Raw genomic sequence first — 15,939 nt, 5'->3', positions numbered from 1 at the left:
ATCCTCGTGGCCATGACCACCGAGCAGCAGCCGCCGCAGCCGCCCGCCGGCTCGCGCCCGTCCCGGGGCCTGGTCCTCACCGTCGCGGCCGTCCTCGCCGCCCTGCTCGCGGTGGTGGCCACCGTGCTGCTGTGGCCGCAGGACGACAAGAAGCCCGCCGCCGCCCCACCCCCGCCGGTCGTCACCCCCACCCCCACCCCCACCCCCACGCCGCCCCCGACGCCCACCCCCACCAAGCCGCAACCCCCGTACGCCTTCTTCCCGGTCGGCACCTGCTTCGACCACCCCCAACTCAGCCCGGTGATCACCCGCGCCGAGGAACGCCCCTGCGCCGGCGACCACGACGGCGAGGCCATCGCCGACCTCAAACTCCCGGACGGCCTCACCGGCGAGATCCCCATCGCCCTCGCCATGCGCGAGGGCTGCAAGGCCGCCGAGGCCACCGCCAAGGCCCGCCAAACCGACGGCCACTCCTACTACGAGCGCCAGTTCGGCCCCGCCCAAGCCAACTACCAACAGGGCTGGCGCGACTACACCTGCACCCTCACCGCCAGCGACAAACGCGGCGGCCCCAAACTCACGGGGCCCCTCCGGCCGTAGTCCCGACGCCCTGCACCTCCTCACACGCAAAAGCAATGAGAAATTCAAAATAAAAGAGAAACAATGATGCGTCGCCCCTCCCCAGACAAGGAGGGGCAACGCATCATAAACAGAAAATGGAATTTCAATCCATAGGGGCGCCTCCCGGCAAGCCGGGAGGCGCCCCTATGGAACAGCCCAGCGTAGCCACGCCAGCCACTCCCCACCCAGCCCCCAAGGCGGCCAGAAAGGAGTGAATCAAGAGCTGGTGATATGGAGTAGAAAATTTCGGTGCCCCTCGGCGAGCCGAGGGGCACCGAAACAAAAGCATCAGGCTAAAAACAGCTCAACCCCTGGACCCCGCCGGCCGCCCCGCCTCGACGGCGGGGCGGCCGGCCACGAGGGGGACCAGTTAAGGGGAAGGCGCTGCCCTTCCTTGCGCAAGGAAGGGCAGCGAATCATGAACGAAGAACGGATAGGCGAAAGCCTTGGGGTTGCCCCTTGGCGCACCAAGGGGCAACCCCAAGGAAAAACACAAGAAAAGACCTAGATTCCGCCCGGCCTCCTCATCGAGGAGGCCGGTCGGAAATTCCCCTCAGGCACCGAAGAGACAAAACAGAGAGCCAATCGACAGCGGCGCCCCAATGCAATGAAAAACACGTCACCGGCCTGGCATGGAGGGCGAGACCGGTGACACCAAACGCAGGATCAAAGGCAAGAGGGAACGACAACAGAAGTATGAAGAAGGTTGCGATTCCCCTTCGCTAGGCCGAAGGGGAATCGCCATCGAAGACGAACTGAACAACCCAAGACCGGCAGGGGGAGAGCGGCACGGCGTCGCCCTCCTCCAGCGAGGAGGGCGACGCTGGGACGGCAATCGAGGAGCCCCGTCGACGACAGTTACCCGCGCCCTCGATCAGGCCGCCCAGCGCAGGACTTCGGTGCCGCTCCTCGAAGCTTCGAGGAGCGGCACCGGTCGACCGGCCGAACGAAGCGGGCCATGCCGATCGACGGCCTCGCCCCCCTTGGCGGGCCAAGGGGGGCGAGGCAACAAAACCAGGGAACCCCGAGCTCGCCGATCTGCTTCGCCCCTAGGCTTGCCGCCATGTCGAACCACGCCCTCGCCGAACGCCACCGCCTGGCCGAACTGCTGGCCGCCGCAGGCCCCGACGCCCCCACCCTCTGCGCCGGTTGGACCACCCGCGACCTCGCCGCCCATCTGGTGATCCGTGAGCGCCGCCCGGACGCCGCCCCCGGCATCCGCGTCGCCGCCCTCGCAGGCTGGACCAAGCGCGTGCAGGACGACTTCGCCACCCGCCCGTACGAAGAGCTCCTGCGGCTCTTCCGCTCCGGCCCGCCGATCTACTCCCCCTTCGCCCTCCCCGGCGCCGACGAGGCCGGCAACACCGTCGAGTACTTCGTCCACGCCGAGGACGTCCTCCGCGCCACCGACGACTGGACCGAACAGCCCGTCCCGCCCGGCCGCGCCGAAGCCCTCTGGCGCCGCCTCCCCATGCTCGCCCGCCTCGAAGTCGGCCGCCGCTCCCCCGTCCGCCTCCAGCTCCACCACCCGGACGGCCGCTCCCTCACCCTCGGCCCCGCCGGCGCCCCCACCGTCCACCTCACCGGCGCCCCCAGCGAGTTGGTCCTCTTCACCTTCGGCCGCGGCGCCCACACCACCCTCGACGTCGACGGCCCCTCAGACGCCATCGAGGCCCTGCGCCACGTCCTCCCGCTGCCCAAGAAGTGAAAACCCGGTGTCGCCCCTCGGCAAGCCGTGGGGCGACACCAGAAACAACGAAAATTGCGGCGCCCCCTCGGCAAGCCGAGGGGGCGCCGCACAAGAAAGACCCGGAGAAGTCGATCGGAGACTAGCTCTGCCACGAGTCGAGGAAGACACTCCGGCCGTGGTTGAGATGGCTGATCAGAGCCTCCCTGGTAGTGGAGACGAACTCCCCCGGTACGGCGTCGATGTCGACCCATGCGACTTCCGAGTGCTTGGTCGGCTCTCCGTTCTCAAGTTCACCGGACCACCGATTGGTAGCAAAAACGACGGTCAGGAACCCGTTGGGAGCCTCGACACCTCGGGCGCCGTGGATGACGTTCGCCAGGCGCAGATCCTCAGGAGCGACGACGAGCCCGGTCTCCTCCTGGAGTTCGCGAACCGCAGTCTCCGTGATCGGTTCGCCGGGTTCACTCTTACCGACCGGCAGATCCCACAGGCCTTGGGCGAACTTGGTCTTGGGCCCTCGTCGCAGGAGGACAACGCGCTGAGCTTCGAGGTCGTGAACGATGACGGCGGCGACCAACAGCGTCATCGACTCCGTAGCGGATGTGAGAGCAGTAGTCTGATCAACGGTCGGCTGAGCCACGTCGGTCGAGTCCTTTCTGTGCGATTCAGACGGCCTGCTCGATGTACTCGAAGATGTCGGCGTCTGTTTCCTTCTGCCAGTCAGGCAAGGCATCCCAGTCGGCGACATAGCTGGGCTTCGGGTCCGGAACGTGCTTGTGGATCTGGGCGATCCAGCACAGGGCGACGAACCGGCCCTTCTGCTCCCGACTCAGCTTGGCAGTGTTGCCGCCACTCACCGCGATGAAGTCGCGGACCTGGCCGAACACGGCCGCGGCCGACTGGCGTTCCCAGTCCGGGGTCTCGTCCCAGGGCGTGATGTAGCCCGGCTTCGGCTCGCCGGGGAAATGCTTCTTGACCCCGGCGATCCACGCCTCACGGAAGATCCGACCGTCCTCGTTGTCCATGTTCAGTCCTCTCGTCGTCCGTTCAGGACGGATCACGGGCAGGCCTACGATCTGACTGCTCAGTGCGGAGGACGCCGGTGGGCCTTGAGTGCCACCTGCTTGAGGTAGCGGCAACCAACCGCGAGCGGGCAGGATCAGTGACCATGCGAATCCTGGTGATGGGTGGAACCTGGTTCCTGGGTCGGGCCGTTGTGGCGGATGCGCTGGCCCGGGGCTGGAGCGTAACAACCTTCAACCGCGGCCTGTCGGGCGTTGACGCCCAGGGGGTACAGGCCGTCCATGGCGACCGCACGAACGTCGATGACCTCAACCGTCTCGCAGCGCACGGCCCCTGGGATGCCGTGGTGGACACCTCGGCGTCCGAGCTGCCCCCGAACGCCGTCCTCAAGGGAACCCGGGCGCTGGAGCCCGTCAGCGGCACGTACGTCTACATCTCCACGGTGAGCGTCTACGCCGGATGGCCCGACCTGCCACTGCGGGTCGGCGATGCGGTACTCGACGGGCCTCCGGACGCCGACGAGGACTACGGGCGGAACCCTGAAGGCTGGACGGGGCCCAATCTCCACTACGGTCGGCAGAAGGCCGGCTGCGAACGGGCGGTACTCGCGGCTTTCGGTGCGGCCCGGGCATGTGTACTGCGACCGGGCGTGATTCTCGGGCCGGGAGAATACGTCGGCCGCCTCCCTTGGTGGTTGACCCGTGCGCAGCGCGGCGGTGCGATCCTGGCTCCCGCACCCGGCGACCGACCGATCCAGCCGGTCGACGTGCGCGATGTCGCAGCGTTCGCTCTGAACCAGGCCGAGGCACGGACGGGCGGCACGCACAACGTGGCTCATCCGGACCCGATCTCCTTCGCCGAGTTCGTCGAAACATGCCTGGAAGTGACCGGAGGATCCGGCCACCCGGTCTGGGCGGAACCGGAGCTCCTTCTGGAACAGCGGGTGAAGGAGTGGACGGAGCTGCCGCTGTGGCGCACCCACGCCGGAGCCTGGGAAGTGGACGCCGATACAGCTGTGGAAGCCGGGCTGCGCTGCCGCCCCCTGCGGGACACCATCGCGGACACCTGGGCGTGGTGGCAGGCTGACGGCCGCCCCGTGGACCACCCGCGCTGGGCGGCCCACGGAATCGACCCCGACAAGGAAGCGAAGATTCTGGCTTCGATGAGCTGATCAGCCTTCGATGGCGAGCGGCCCCGCGCCGAGTTGGCGCGGGGCCGACTGCCTGGTGAAGTCCTCGATCCGCTCACCCAGTTCGGCAGCGAGCACTGCCTGCGAGTACCGGCTGCTGGAGAGCCCGCTTCGCACCCGCGCCGCCCGGGCCAACAGCCCGGTGGCGCGCTGCTCCTTCGGCACGAGCCACATCGCTTCGAGGGCCTGCGCCGCGCCGTCGAGGTCGTCCCGCAGCAGCCGGGCGGCGGCCAGATCCGCACCCGCGCCACCGACCACTCGAACGGACCGGGTGGCGGAAGGCCTCGATCGCGCCAGGTCCAGTGCCTGAACTGCGATCCGCTCCGCCCGGTCTCCGTCCCCGATGAGAAGGCAGGTGGACGCGTTCGACATCGCCAGGCGATCCGGGCTGAACCCGAACTCGCCCCCCACCTCGTCGTGAAGGTCGTCCCTCCGCCCGCTGCCGTCCGCCGTGGACGCGTCCAGGGCCCTTTGCGCGGAGGCAATGTCTCCCAGGTGGCCGAAGGCACGGGCCTCGATCGCCGCCAGCCTGCGCCGTGCCACGTCGCCCAGGCCGGTGAACGCCCGCGCCGCACGCGCGACACGAACACCTTCAGCCGGCCGACCGGAGAAGTAGGCGATATAGGCGAGCGTGCCACCCGCGAACGCCCGCAGCGGATCGAATCGGGCCGCCTCTCCGTACAGTGCGGCCGACCGGGAAAGCCGCCTCGCTCCGTCCAGTGAACCGAGGTCGAAGGCCGCGGTCGCCAGAAGTGCGCACGCCTGCCCGGCGACGATCAACAGCTCCTGCTGCTGGGCAGGAACCTGGGTACGTTCGCGGTTCGCTTCGGCCGACTCCCGCATCTCCTTGGCCTTCTGGAACACGACGTAGGTCGGGGTGGTGACGTACTCGCGCGCCAGGGTGGCGACGTCGTCGCGAAGCTGGTCGAGCGCGATATCGGAAATGGACGCGGCAGCGGCCGCGCCGGCCTCACTCTGGGCGTCTCGTGCGGTCATGTCGATCTCGTCTTCCAGGTTGAACGCGGGTGCAGGCAGATCCGAGGGAGGCGGGCCGAACAACGTCGCGACGTCGATGCCGAACATGTACTCCAGGACCCGGCAGGCGTCCGGCCCCGGCAGCGTCTGAACCCTGCCGGCGGTCCAGCGGCGGTACTGCGACTCGGACACCGTGAGGTTCCGGGCCCCGGCGTCGAGGAGCTCGGTCGCCGAGCGTCGGAAGTGGCGCTCGAAGTCAACGTATCGCCAGCGTCGTTGATCCACCAGGATCTTGAGAAGCGTCTGGGGTGCCTCGCGCATCGCGACTCCCTAGGAACATCTGGCGCAGAGCGCCGGGTCAACTCCCTCCCCCGCAGGGGACCCGCCCGGCATCACCCGACGCAACCCGGTCCGACCACATGGCACCCGGACGACACTTCCATGCCCTGTTGGTCACCGGAAGGGGTGTCCAGATGGCATCCGCCGAGTGATGGCGACGACATCCATTCTTCCATGACGCTTCATCAGTCACCCGCTACTGCATGAAAGTTACTTGCGAGTCACATTCCACACCTCGGCTCAGCCGCAGGCCTCCGTATTCACTTCGGATTGCCAGCGGCCCGTTCATTCTGGGAGTTCACATGCCCAGCAGCACCGCCACCGAGCAGTCCCCTGCCACGATCCCGATTCCGCGTTCCTGGAATGTCGATCCCACCACGGAAGCCGTCCGGCCGACACGTCGGCTGATCCGGCAGATCGCCGAATCCTGGGGCTTGCCGTTCTCCGACAGCTCCCTGCGGGACGTGGAGTTGTGTGCCGCCGAGTTGCTGGCCAACGCCGTCGACCACGTGCGGGAACCGTGCGGCGTGACGGTCCGGTGGACCGGCGAGCGTCTGCGGGTCGAGGTCGCAGACCGGAGTGCGCAGCCGCCGGTGAAGCGCGCGCCCGACGACATGGCCACCAGCGGCCGGGGCCTGCTCCTGGTGGAGGCGCTGGCCCACTCCTGGGGCTGGCACCCCAACGGCGTGGGCAAGGTGACGTGGTTCGAGGTCGCGCCGGACCAGTCCGTGACCGGGGACGCGCGGCTCGCCGCACTGGTCTTCGCGGCGCAGGTCCATGCCGGCCCCGTCACGATGCCCCGGTACGAGGTCCGCCTGATCGACTCCCGGAGCCCGCACTTCCGCCTGCTGGAGTGCTGGGGGATCTACGACCGCGAGCAGCACGAGTACGTGCGCATTCCGGGCTCCTCGGACCGGATCAAGCGCTTCTACACCGAATCGGCCGCCGAAGCCCACCTGCGCTACTCGGGCACCGTGAGCGGGACCGACCCGAATGGCTCAGCCGAGGAGGGAGCTCCTGCTCAGCGGTCGACGTCCCGGACCGCGTGTGGGAGCCGAGTAGCGTGGGGGCATGGGATTCCGCTGGGACTGGAAGTTTCCCCGCATCTCCGTGCCGTACCTGCCGACGCTCGGTCCGCTTCACCCCGATGCGGTGAGCCCGGAGCTGTTGGACGAGGTGTTCGCCGTCGCCGGTACCGGTGGGTTCCTGCCGCACGACAAGGACCGGCGGTGGTCGGACCGCAAGGACGAGTGGGTCCTGGTGGACGACGTCACCCAGGACCGGAAGCGCACCCTGATCCCGACGATCACCGGGCGCGGAGTCCTTCGAGTCCACCTCTACGGAGCTCCGAACCACCTGCTCGAGGCACGGGAGACGGCGGCCAAGCTCGCTGCTCTGCACGGAGCCGCGCAGGCCCGCGTCGTGTGGTTCCCAAGGGAGCCGGCCGCCGTCGCCGCGTCCAGGCGGATCCAGCTCAGGACTTTCGACAGCCCTGCTCCCGCCGTCGACGGGGTCGAGCCCCTGTCCGAGGTGCCCGCAGTCGTGGCGGCGACCTTCGCGGCCTTCTCGGAGGAACTGGCCGAGGACGGGTTCGCCTTCCTGCACTCCCGGCTCGACTCGGTCGGCCCCGTCCTGGTCACAGTCGAGGACGGACGAGTGGTCGGCGCCATCGGCCCGATGGAGACGATGCCCGACCCGATCGGTCAAATCCGGCTCCTCCCCCAGTACTTCGGGGTCCGGCCGGGGTACCGAGGGCTCGGGCTCGGATGTACCTCTGATCTGTAAGGCCGTTGGGCACCGTGACCACCATCCGCGTTCACTGGGCGGACCTGCCCGAGACTGTGCGACGGGCTGTCGCTGCCCGGCTCGGTGCGCCGGTTCTCGCGGCGGAGACCGTGTCGGCCGGGCTCAACTCCGAGAGCTCAGTACCGCCAGGGGTACCGTCTTCGTCAAGGGGATGCAGCTGAGCCATCGGCGGGTGTGGACGCAGCGGAGGGAGGCGGAGATCGGGCCCTTCCTCGGCTGCCTCGCGCCCGAGGTGCTGTGGCAGCTGGACGCGGACGGCTGGACCCTCGTCGCGTTCGAGTACGTCGAGGGCCGCCGGGCCGACTATGCGGCGGCCGGGGACCTGGAGTTGATGGTCGACGCCCTCAGTCGGCTCGGCCGCGCCCCGTGCCCGCCGATCGAGCTTCGCGCGGCCGAGCAGCGGTGGGCGGCCTACGTGGACAACCCCGACGTGCTGGCCCGGTTCGCCGGGGATTCCCTGCTGCACACCGACCTCAACAACGAGAACGTCCTCATCCGCGAAGACCGCGCGCTGCTGGTCGACTGGGCCTGGGCCACTCGTGGGGCCGCCTGGATCGACCCCGCCCTGCGGGTGGTCTGGCTGATCGCCGCCGGCGGCCACGACCCGGCTGCCGCCGAGGCCTGGACGGCCAGGGTTCCGGCCTGGCAGGCCGGCGACCCGGCCGTGCTGGACGCCTTCGCGCAGGCCCAGGCCCGCATGTGGGCCGAGATCGCCGGAGACGATCCGGACCCGTGGACCGCCCGCCTGCATCAAGCAGCACGGCAATGGGCCCTACTCCGCGCGAGTCGCTGAGAATCCCCGGAACTCCACCCCAACGAGAGCAGAGCCCCTCATGGACGACATCACCTTCGGCCGCGTCACCGTGGCCCTGCCCCACCTGAACGAGCCCGGCCTCTACCTGTCCAAGGTCACCACCCTGGACTCCACCCGGGGCATCGTCCAGGGCTTCCGGTACGGCGACACCGAACTGCGGGACCTGGACCTCGCCGAGACCCGCCTCATCACCGGCCGCATCGCGAACCTTCGGGCCGACCGCGTCCAAATCGACCAAGTCCGTATCGACTCCGTCGAGTTCGAGGCGTGCGACCTCACCGCCGCCCGCATCACCGACAGCAAGCTCTCCCGCGTCGTCTTCCGCACCTGCAAGCTCATGGGCGCCGGCCTCACCGGCGTGACCCTGGACAACGTCCTCTTCGACAACTGCAAGCTCGACTACGCGACCTTCGAGCAGATCCGCGCCACCGGCCCGGTCGCCTTCACCAACTGCGCGCTCACCGAAGCGTCGTTCACCGGCTGCGACCTCAGCGGCGCGGTCCTCGACACCTGCACCCTGCGGCTCACCGAGTTCGGCCGGGGCAAGTACCAGGGCCTCGACCTGCGCGGCAACGACCTCACCGCGCTGCGAGGTGTCGCCAACCTCGGCAAGATCCTCATCGACCGCAGCCAACAGGCCGAACTCGCCGAAGCCCTGGTCACCGAGCTGGACGTGACCTTCGCCGACACGCTCAACAACCGGTGAACCAGCCCGCGTCCGCCGCGGAGGGTCAGCGGGGCGGGGAATTCCAGTGGACGGCGCCGATAGCGTCGTCTCCATGGACAGCATGCTCGGTTCGATGATCTCCTTCGCGGCCACCGGTGAGATCGGGGCGTTCCGGATCGGCATGGCGGGCGAGGAGGCGGATCGGCTGTTGGGCGGTGGCACCGGTCTGGCTGAAGGGCCGGTCGGTTTCAAGGACGGCAGCCTGGAGGTGTGGGTCGACCGCGACCTGACGGTGTGCCTGCTCGGGTACGACGCGGTGGACGTCGAGGGGCGGTTCGCCCGCGCGGGAGGTCAGGAGCCGATCGAGGCCCCGAGCCGCGAGGCGCTGATCGACGGCCTCGAACAACGCGGCTGCGCGTGGCGCCAGTACGACGCCCTGACCTTCGACGATCAGCTCGCGATCCGGACGGAAGCCGGCGTCTCCGTGGTGTTCACCCGGCGCGCGCCTGGGACGAGCGGCTGGGTCACCGCATCCCTCTACCGGTCACCGGATCGCCCATGACGTTGGCATCACCCCGGCCCGGTGGGCTAGGTTCTACAGTCATGACGACCGGGACGGCCTTGCGCCACACACGAATTGGCGACCCGGCGCTCCGCTGAGCGCCCCCCGGGCCGGAGCCGCCGCGCGTGCTCCGCCTCCGTCGCGTTGATCACGGGCTCGACACATCAACCACGACCGGAGGACCCATGCCCATCAAGACCCTGCAGATTCCCACCCCGGACGGCCTGGCCGACGCGTTCGCCGCCTTCCCGGACGACGGCGAGCGGCACCCCGGGGTGCTGATGTACCCGGACGCCCTCGGCATCCGGCCCGTCCTGCACGAGATGGCCCAGGAGCTGGCCGACCACGGGTACTACGTGCTCGTGCCCAACTTCTTCTACCGGCACGGCCCGACGCCCGTGGTCGAGCTCCCCGCGTACATCGGCGGCGAGGCCCGGGACGCGGTCGTCGCCCGGCTGATGCCGCTGGTCGAGGCGCACACCACCGAACACACCCTGCGCGACGCCGACGCCTGCCTCGCCTTCCTCACTGCCCAGCCCGAGGTCGCCGCCGGCCCGGTCGCGGTCACCGGCTACTGCTTCGGCGGCCTCCTCGCGGCGCGCACAGCCGCCGCCCACCCCGACCGGGTCGCCGCCGTCGCCGCCTTCCACGCCCCCGTGCACGTCGACGGCCCCGGCCTCTTCGCCCAGCTCACCGCCCGGGTCCACTTCGGCCACGCCGCAACCGACTTGACCTCCGAGGCCCTGGCGGCGCTCAACCAGGTCCTGGACGCCGCGGGCGTCGACCACACCTCGGAGATCTACCCGGGCACCGTCCACGGCTTCACCATGTCCGACACCGACGCCTACGACCCCGCCGGCCTGCAGCGCCACTGGGACCGGCTGCTCCCCCTCCTCGCCCACACCCTCACCGCCGGCTGAGGCGCCCGGAGTGGGAAGTCGGCCCGGCCGACTTCCCACTCCGCACAAAAGCCGGGCCGTCACGGCACGAAGACGCTCGCACCGAAGGGGAACGTACCCATCTCGCCGGGCCCGACCGTGCCGTTGACCGGGCCGGTGCAGTCGTCGTTGCCCAAGACCGTGACGACCTGGTCGGTCTGGTTGTCGACGACCGCCGGCCACCCCGGAACGTTGTAGCAGCCGGACGGGTCCTGGATGGCCTGGCCGTTGAGGATGATCGCGCCGGCGGCCGCGCCGGCGCTGGTGGCGGTGGTCAGGCAGAGGGCGGCGGCGGTCAGCGCGACGCCGGCCGCGTGGAGCACTCGCTTCAAGGGATCCTCCCGGTGGGCGGGGTGGGTGGGGGGGTGGCGGGGTCGCCACCCCAGTGGTTCCCGAACCCACCGACCGGCTACCCCGTCACCCGAGGCGAACCGGACCCCGCGCGCCCCAACTCCCCGGAGCAGGGAGTCGGGGCGGGCGGCCGGCGATCAGGCCGGGACGATCTGCCACCACTGCTGCGACTGGTTGACCTTCTGCCACAGCTGCGCCGAAGCGCCGTCGCCGCCCCAGCCGGTGTCCCGGTCGACGACGGTGTTCAGGTTGTTGTTGTACGCCTGGTTGTAGATGGACGGGTCGTTGGCGCGGGTGAACCACTTCTGGTTGGCGCCGCCGGTGCACTGCCACAGCTGCATCCAGGTGCCGTTGCCGCCGGCGCGGCCGGTGTCGGCGTCGAGGCACATGCCCGGGAAGCGCACGTTCTCTAGGCTGCCGTCGCTCCGGGAGAGCCACTCCTGCTGGGATTGGCCGTTGCAGCCCCACACCTGCACTCTGGTGCCGTTGCCACCGGCCTCGGCGTCCGCGTCGAGACACTGGCCGGTGTTGTACTGGTAGAGGCTGTGGATGCGGATGTAGCCGGGCGCGATCGCGGGCGCCGGCCCGGTCCCGTGCTGGGCGCTCCGGGCGGCCTTCTGTCCCAGGGTCAGCCGGTCGGACGACCCGGCGGGGGCGTCGGCCTGGGCGGCGGTCGGAAGCAGCGGGACGGCGAGCGCGGCGGCGGTGGCGAGAGCCGCGACGGTGGTGCGGATACGCATGGTTACCCCTGTCGCAGGAGACCGCGACCGGGCGGGTTGCCCGGTGGCGCGGGCGAGCGGACCCAAGGTAGAGGTGCGGTCGGGCGACCGGAATCCTTTGACGTTCCCGGTCAATTGTTCATGCTGGAACCAACGTTGACGCCCCGACCAGCGACTCGCCCAGCGGCGAGCGCCGGTAGTGCACGGCCCGGCCGGTGCGGGTGCGTTCCAGCAGCCCGGCTGCCGCCAGCGCCCCGAGGTGGCGGCTGACCGCGCCCGGCGTGACCCCGAGCCGGTAGGCCAGGGCGGTGGTGGTCGCCGGGGTGTCGAGCAGGCCGAGCACCCGGGCCCGGGCCGCGCCGATGAGCTCCGCGAGCGCGCCGGACACCGCGGACCCACCGGACGCCGCCGCGCGGATGGCCCCCTCGGCCGTGGATCCCTCGGCCATGGTGCCGCGGCCCCGGGCCGGGTAGACGATCGCCGGGGTGCCGCTCGGCGAGGTCTCGCCGAACGCCCGGTCGGCGAAGAGCGTGGGCATCAGCACCAGGCCGCGCCCGGCGATCGGCTCCCGCCGTACGGGCGCGGGCGCCCCGCTCGGGTCGGCCCCGCTCGGGTCGCCGTGGACGCGCAGCGTGCCGTCCGCCCAGGAGACCCGCGGGTCGAGGTCGGCGAACAGCCCGGCCGCGCCGGATTCGGCGAGCCGGCGCCCCCGGTGGGCGAGGTCGGCTTCCAGGACGGTGCGGGCGCGCGGCCACCAGGCGGGCTCCAGGCAGCGCGTCCAGTACTGGCCGAGGGCGGTGACCAGGCGGGCCCGCAGCGCGTACGGATCGTCGAGCAGTCGGGCGAGCAGCGGCGGCAGCGGGCTGCCGTCGCGCGCGTAGGCGGCCCGGAAGTCGGCGCACAGCCGGTCGGCGGGCGTGGCGGCGAGCGCCGACAGCTCGTCCTGGATGCAGGGCCGGCAGCTGCGGGGGCGCGGGGTGAGCGCTTCGGGCGCGAGGCCCCCGGGGGTGAGCAGGGTGTCCAGCAGGTCGGTGTCCAGGCCGGCGTGGTCGCGCGCCCAGCCGGCCGCCCAGCCGCGCTGCTCGGGGAAGGCGTGTCCGCCGTTCGGGCTCCGTAACCGGAGGCTGCGGACGGTCTCGTGGAGCGGGGAGTAGCCGCACCGGGTGGCGGCGAGGTCCTTCACACCCAGCAGGTAGGCCATCACCGAATCCACACTAAGAGGGAGATCCGATCTTGGGAACAGCCCAAAAGATGCGGAAGTGACGGCAGAGGGACGTGGGGCCGCGGGACACCACCGGGACCGGTGGGTTCCGTGGTGCCTGCGGTCGTGTCCCGGCTGCGGATGTCCGTGGGCGGGTGCAGACTCGCAGGTGGCCGGGGTCCGACCGGAGGGCTCCGGCCGTCTCATTCGTCGAAGGGGCACCACTCCATGCTCACCACCGACTTCCCCACCGGCTCGCCCTGCTGGATCGACCTGGGCACCCCGAACATCCCGGCCACCGCCGAGTTCTACGGCAAGGTCTTCGGCTGGACCTTCCAGGAGGTCCCCGAGGCGGGCGGCTACGGCTTCCTGCAGCTGAACGGCAAGACCGTGGGCGCGCTCGGCAACCTCGACGCGGGCGCCCACTCCGCCTGGACGACGTACTTCCTGACCACCGACGCGGAGGCCACCGTGAAGGCGGTCGAGCAGGCCGGCGGCACGGTCCGGGTCCCCCCGATGGACGTGATGCAGGAGGGCCGGTTCGCGGCGCTGACCGACCCGCAGGGCGCCGAGTTCGCGATCTGGCAGGCGGGGGGCACCAAGGGCCTGGACGTCGCGTCCGTGGACGACGCGCTGTGCTGGGCCGAGCTGCACACGCCCGACCCGGAGGCCGCCTTCCCCTTCTACAAGGGCCTCTTCGGCTGGCGGATGGAGCTGTTCGAGCCGTCCCCGGGCATGAGCTACCGGGTGATCTCGACGGCGGACGGCGACCAGCAGGCCACCAGCTTCGGCGGCATCGCCCCGACCATGCAGGAGGAGCAGCGCGCCGCCTGGACGCCGTACTTCGCCTCCGCCGACGTGGACGCGACGGTCGCGAAGGCGACGGCGGCCGGGGGCTCGGTCATGATGCCGGCCTCGGACGTGGAGAACGTCGGCCGGATCGCCTGGCTGGCGGACCCGCACGGCGCCCCGTTCGCGCTGATCAAGGGCGAGCCGCGGCAGTAGCACTGCGCGGACACCCGCGAGGGCCCGCCGTCCACCCCCGGACGGCGGGCCCTCGCGCGCGGAAGGCGGATCACCGCACCGGGTGCCCGGCCTCCCGCAGCGCGCCCTTGACGTCGCCGATCCGCAGGTCCCCGAAGTGGAAGACGCTGGCGGCCAGCACCGCGTCCGCGCCCGCCTCCACGGCCGGCGCGAAGTCGGCGAGCTTGCCGGCGCCGCCGGAGGCGATGACCGGCACCGAGACGGCCTTGCGCACGGCCCGGATCATGTCCAGGTCGTAGCCGTCCTTGGTGCCGTCCGCGTCCATCGAGTTGAGCAGGATCTCGCCCGCGCCCAGCTCCGCCGCGCGGCCGGCCCACTCGACGGCGTCCAGGCCGGTGCCCTGGCGCCCGCCGTGCGTGGTGACCTCGAAGCCGGACGGCGTCTCCACGCCCTCGGGGCACCGCCGGGCGTCGACCGACAGCACCAGCACCTGCCGCCCGAACCGCTGCGCGATCTCCCGGACGAGCTCCGGCCGCGCGATCGCCGCCGTGTTGACCCCGACCTTGTCGGCGCCGGCCCGCAGCAGCTTGTCGACGTCCTCGACGGCCCGGATGCCGCCGCCGACCGTCAGCGGGATGAACACCTGCTCGGCGGTGCGCCGGACCACGTCGTAGGTGGTCTCGCGGTCGCCCGAGGAGGCGGTGATGTCGAGGAAGGTGAGCTCGTCGGCGCCCTCGGCGTCGTAGAGCTTGGCCATCTCGACCGGGTCGCCCGCGTCGCGCAGGTTCTGGAAGTTGACGCCCTTGACCACCCGCCCGGCGTCGACGTCCAGGCAGGGGATGACTCGTACGGCGAGGGTCACGTCTGTTGGCCTTCCGAAACTTCCAGGGTCTTTGCCAGCCCGGCTCGGTACGCGTCGATCTCGACCTCGACCATCATCCGGGAGTCGATCAGGCCCTCGACCACCACCATGGTGGCCACCGGGCGTGCGGCGTCGAAGAGTTCGCGGTGGGCGCGGCCCACCTCCTCGGCGTCGCGGACGTGCGTGATGTACATCCGGGTGCGGACGACGTCGTCCGCGGTCAGACCGTACGCGGCCAGGGCGCTGAGCCCGACGCCGAAGGCGGCGAGGGCCTGCCGGTACGGGTCGCCCTCGTGCTCGATCCGGCCGTCCACCCACGCGGTGGAGCCGCCGACGTGCACGTGGTCGCCCGCGGCGACCGCCCGGGCGAAGCCGAACTCCTCTTCCCAGGGAGAGAAGCCCCCGACCCGCCCGCGTACGACCTGCCCGCGTACGATCCGCCCGTCCGTCATCCGGAAACCGCCTCCAGGGCCTCTTCGAGGGTGAACTTCTGCTCGTAGAGTGCCTTGCCCACGATCGCGCCCTCGACACCCTCGCCGACGAGTCCGGCGATGGCCCGCAGGTCGTCGAGCGAGGAGACGCCGCCGGAGGCGACGACGGGGCGGTCGGTGGCGGCGCAGACGTCGCGCAGCAGCTGCAGGTTGGGGCCGGTGAGGGTGCCGTCCCGGTTGACGTCGGTGACGACGTACCGGGCGCAGCCCTCGTCGTTCAGCCGCTGCAGCACGTCGAAGAGCTGGCCGCCGTCGCGGGTCCAGCCGCGGCCGCGCAGGGTGGTGCCGACGACGTCGAGGCCGACCGCGATCTTGTCGCCGTGCTCGGCGATGGCCTTGGCGACCCACTCGGGGGCTTCGAGGGCGGCGGTGCCGAGGTTGACCCGGGTGCAGCCGGTGGCGAGGGCGCGGGCGAGCGACTCGTCGTCGCGGATGCCGCCGGACAGCTCGACCTTGATGTCGAGGCGGCCGGTGACGTCGCGCAGCATCTCGTAGTTGCTGCCCGTGCCGAACGCGGCGTCGAGGTCGACGAGGTGCAGCCACTCGGCGCCGGCGTTCTGCCAGGCGAGGGCGGCGGCGAGCGGCTCGCCGAAGGAGGTCTCGGTGCCGGAGGCGCCCTTGACCAGGCGGACGGCCTGCCCGTCGCGGACGTCGACGGCGGGCAGCAGTTCGAGGCGGCTCTTCAGGCTCATCAGTTCCACAACTCT

At 70.8% G+C, this 15,939-nt stretch carries 18 protein-coding genes and 1 pseudogene; 10 read left to right on the top strand and 9 right to left on the bottom strand.

What is annotated here, in order from left to right; all coding sequences use genetic code 11:
* The first annotated feature begins 12 nt into the window (after positions 1 to 12).
* Positions 13 to 600 (top strand): hypothetical protein, encoded by a 588-nt coding sequence (locus AB2U05_RS24990; RefSeq protein WP_369184304.1) that lies wholly within the window; start codon positions 13 to 15, stop codon positions 598 to 600.
* Positions 601 to 1,684: 1,084 nt separating this feature from the next.
* Positions 1,685 to 2,329: a TIGR03085 family metal-binding protein gene (locus AB2U05_RS24985; RefSeq protein ID WP_369184303.1), complete on the top strand. Its 645-nt coding sequence runs from the start codon at positions 1,685 to 1,687 to the stop codon at positions 2,327 to 2,329.
* 121 nt (positions 2,330 to 2,450) lie between these two features.
* Here the strand turns inward: AB2U05_RS24985 and AB2U05_RS24980 are convergent, their stop codons facing one another.
* Together AB2U05_RS24980 and AB2U05_RS24975 are read right to left on the bottom strand one after the other, a co-directional pair.
* Positions 2,451 to 2,951 carry an NUDIX domain-containing protein gene (locus AB2U05_RS24980; RefSeq protein WP_369184302.1) on the bottom strand — a complete coding sequence of 167 codons (501 nt, stop codon included), beginning with the start codon at positions 2,949 to 2,951 and terminating at the stop codon, positions 2,451 to 2,453.
* A gap of 25 nt (positions 2,952 to 2,976) precedes the next feature.
* A complete protein-coding gene (locus AB2U05_RS24975) occupies positions 2,977 to 3,336 on the bottom strand; it encodes a hypothetical protein (protein ID WP_369184301.1) in 360 nt (119 codons plus the stop codon).
* A gap of 143 nt (positions 3,337 to 3,479) precedes the next feature.
* On the opposite strand from AB2U05_RS24975, the gene AB2U05_RS24970 reads away from it, so the two are divergent.
* Positions 3,480 to 4,505 carry an NAD-dependent epimerase/dehydratase family protein gene (locus AB2U05_RS24970; protein WP_369184300.1) on the top strand — a complete coding sequence of 342 codons (1,026 nt, stop codon included), beginning with the start codon at positions 3,480 to 3,482 and terminating at the stop codon, positions 4,503 to 4,505.
* Here the strand turns inward: AB2U05_RS24970 and AB2U05_RS24965 are convergent, their stop codons facing one another.
* Positions 4,506 to 5,819, bottom strand: a complete 1,314-nt coding sequence (locus AB2U05_RS24965; RefSeq protein ID WP_369184299.1) for a DNA-binding protein — start codon at positions 5,817 to 5,819, stop codon at positions 4,506 to 4,508.
* 221 nt (positions 5,820 to 6,040) lie between these two features.
* Between AB2U05_RS24965 and AB2U05_RS24960 the strand changes: the two are divergent.
* From AB2U05_RS24960 to AB2U05_RS24935, 6 genes and pseudogenes are all read left to right on the top strand, one after another.
* Positions 6,041 to 6,529 (top strand): annotated as a pseudogene (locus AB2U05_RS24960) (ATP-binding protein); the annotation flags it as partial.
* Positions 6,530 to 6,908: 379 nt separating this feature from the next.
* Positions 6,909 to 7,622: a GNAT family N-acetyltransferase gene (locus tag AB2U05_RS24955; RefSeq protein WP_369184298.1), complete on the top strand. Its 714-nt coding sequence runs from the start codon at positions 6,909 to 6,911 to the stop codon at positions 7,620 to 7,622.
* Between the two features lie 172 nt (positions 7,623 to 7,794).
* Entirely contained in the window at positions 7,795 to 8,436 is a 642-nt protein-coding gene (locus tag AB2U05_RS24950) for an aminoglycoside phosphotransferase (RefSeq protein WP_369184297.1), read from the top strand.
* A gap of 40 nt (positions 8,437 to 8,476) precedes the next feature.
* Positions 8,477 to 9,163: a pentapeptide repeat-containing protein gene (locus AB2U05_RS24945; protein WP_369184296.1), complete on the top strand. Its 687-nt coding sequence runs from the start codon at positions 8,477 to 8,479 to the stop codon at positions 9,161 to 9,163.
* A gap of 73 nt (positions 9,164 to 9,236) precedes the next feature.
* The gene (locus tag AB2U05_RS24940; protein ID WP_369184295.1) at positions 9,237 to 9,686 is read left to right on the top strand and encodes a hypothetical protein; all 450 of its coding nucleotides are present in this window, start codon (positions 9,237 to 9,239) and stop codon (positions 9,684 to 9,686) included.
* Positions 9,687 to 9,871: 185 nt separating this feature from the next.
* A complete protein-coding gene (locus tag AB2U05_RS24935; protein ID WP_369184294.1) occupies positions 9,872 to 10,606 on the top strand; it encodes a dienelactone hydrolase family protein in 735 nt (244 codons plus the stop codon).
* Positions 10,607 to 10,665: 59 nt separating this feature from the next.
* Here AB2U05_RS24935 and AB2U05_RS24930 read toward each other — a convergent pair whose 3' ends face one another.
* The 3 genes from AB2U05_RS24930 to AB2U05_RS24920 form a co-directional block, all read right to left on the bottom strand.
* Positions 10,666 to 10,956, bottom strand: coding sequence for a hypothetical protein (locus AB2U05_RS24930; RefSeq protein WP_369184293.1), 291 nt, complete (start codon positions 10,954 to 10,956; stop codon positions 10,666 to 10,668).
* Between the two features lie 156 nt (positions 10,957 to 11,112).
* Positions 11,113 to 11,715 carry an RICIN domain-containing protein gene (locus AB2U05_RS24925; protein ID WP_052706909.1) on the bottom strand — a complete coding sequence of 201 codons (603 nt, stop codon included), beginning with the start codon at positions 11,713 to 11,715 and terminating at the stop codon, positions 11,113 to 11,115.
* A gap of 118 nt (positions 11,716 to 11,833) precedes the next feature.
* On the bottom strand, positions 11,834 to 12,895 hold the full coding sequence (locus AB2U05_RS24920) for a helix-turn-helix domain-containing protein (protein WP_369184292.1): 1,062 nt from the start codon (positions 12,893 to 12,895) through the stop codon (positions 11,834 to 11,836).
* A 228-nt stretch (positions 12,896 to 13,123) separates the two neighbouring features.
* Between AB2U05_RS24920 and AB2U05_RS24915 the strand changes: the two genes are divergently transcribed.
* Positions 13,124 to 13,900 (top strand): VOC family protein, encoded by a 777-nt coding sequence (locus tag AB2U05_RS24915; RefSeq protein WP_045692083.1) that lies wholly within the window; start codon positions 13,124 to 13,126, stop codon positions 13,898 to 13,900.
* A gap of 70 nt (positions 13,901 to 13,970) precedes the next feature.
* Here the strand turns inward: AB2U05_RS24915 and hisF are convergent, their stop codons facing one another.
* From hisF to priA, 3 genes are read right to left on the bottom strand one after another with little or no spacing between them, the layout of a single operon-like run.
* Positions 13,971 to 14,741 (bottom strand): imidazole glycerol phosphate synthase subunit HisF, encoded by a 771-nt coding sequence (hisF, locus tag AB2U05_RS24910; protein ID WP_045692084.1) that lies wholly within the window; start codon positions 14,739 to 14,741, stop codon positions 13,971 to 13,973.
* Positions 14,738 to 15,193, bottom strand: coding sequence for a Rid family hydrolase (locus AB2U05_RS24905; RefSeq protein WP_045692085.1), 456 nt, complete (start codon positions 15,191 to 15,193; stop codon positions 14,738 to 14,740). Before AB2U05_RS24905 ends, hisF begins: the two co-directional genes overlap by 4 nt.
* A complete protein-coding gene (gene priA, locus AB2U05_RS24900; protein ID WP_208615385.1) occupies positions 15,190 to 15,924 on the bottom strand; it encodes a bifunctional 1-(5-phosphoribosyl)-5-((5-phosphoribosylamino)methylideneamino)imidazole-4-carboxamide isomerase/phosphoribosylanthranilate isomerase PriA in 735 nt (244 codons plus the stop codon). Before priA ends, AB2U05_RS24905 begins: the two co-directional genes overlap by 4 nt.
* Positions 15,925 to 15,939: the final 15 nt, after the last annotated feature.

The sequence above is a fragment of the Streptomyces sp. Y1 genome (assembly GCF_041053115.1).
GTDB classification, from domain to species: Bacteria; Actinomycetota; Actinomycetes; order Streptomycetales; family Streptomycetaceae; genus Kitasatospora; species Kitasatospora rubellomurina.
This window is presented reverse-complemented; position numbering and strand designations above follow the sequence as displayed.